This is a genomic window from Pseudomonas sp. UBA6276 (assembly GCF_002438365.1).
GTDB classification, from domain to species: Bacteria; Pseudomonadota; Gammaproteobacteria; order Pseudomonadales; family Pseudomonadaceae; genus Aquipseudomonas; species Aquipseudomonas coleopterorum.
This window is the reverse complement of sequence record NZ_DJUS01000074.1, coordinates 1-273: the sequence shown is the minus strand read 5'-3', so window position 1 is coordinate 273 and position 273 is coordinate 1. Positions and strand designations below refer to the sequence as shown.

The following is a 273-nucleotide window of genomic DNA, read 5'->3' as shown; positions in this document are numbered from 1 at the left end:
CCGGCCGGCGCGGGTTTTCGGCCTGAGCGGCACCGGGCCGCCCTGCCCCGTGCACGGCGCGCCAGCTCATCAACAGGTGCTTGAGGGCGACGGCGATGGCAAGCAACACAGCGGCCAGTACCGACAGCCCACTGGGCCCCATGACACTCACCAGCAAGGCACTCAGGGCCGGGCCGACGAGACCGCCGACGCTCGCGCCCGCGGCAATGAACGCGAACAGGCGCTTGGCCTGTGCGCCATCGAAGACGTCGGCCATCAGGCTCCAGGCCACCG

Annotated in this window: 1 pseudogene; it reads right to left on the bottom strand. The window is 71.4% G+C overall.

Going from position 1 to position 273, the window contains the following annotated elements:
- Positions 1-273 (bottom strand): annotated as a pseudogene (locus B2V21_RS08690) (MFS transporter); the annotation flags it as partial.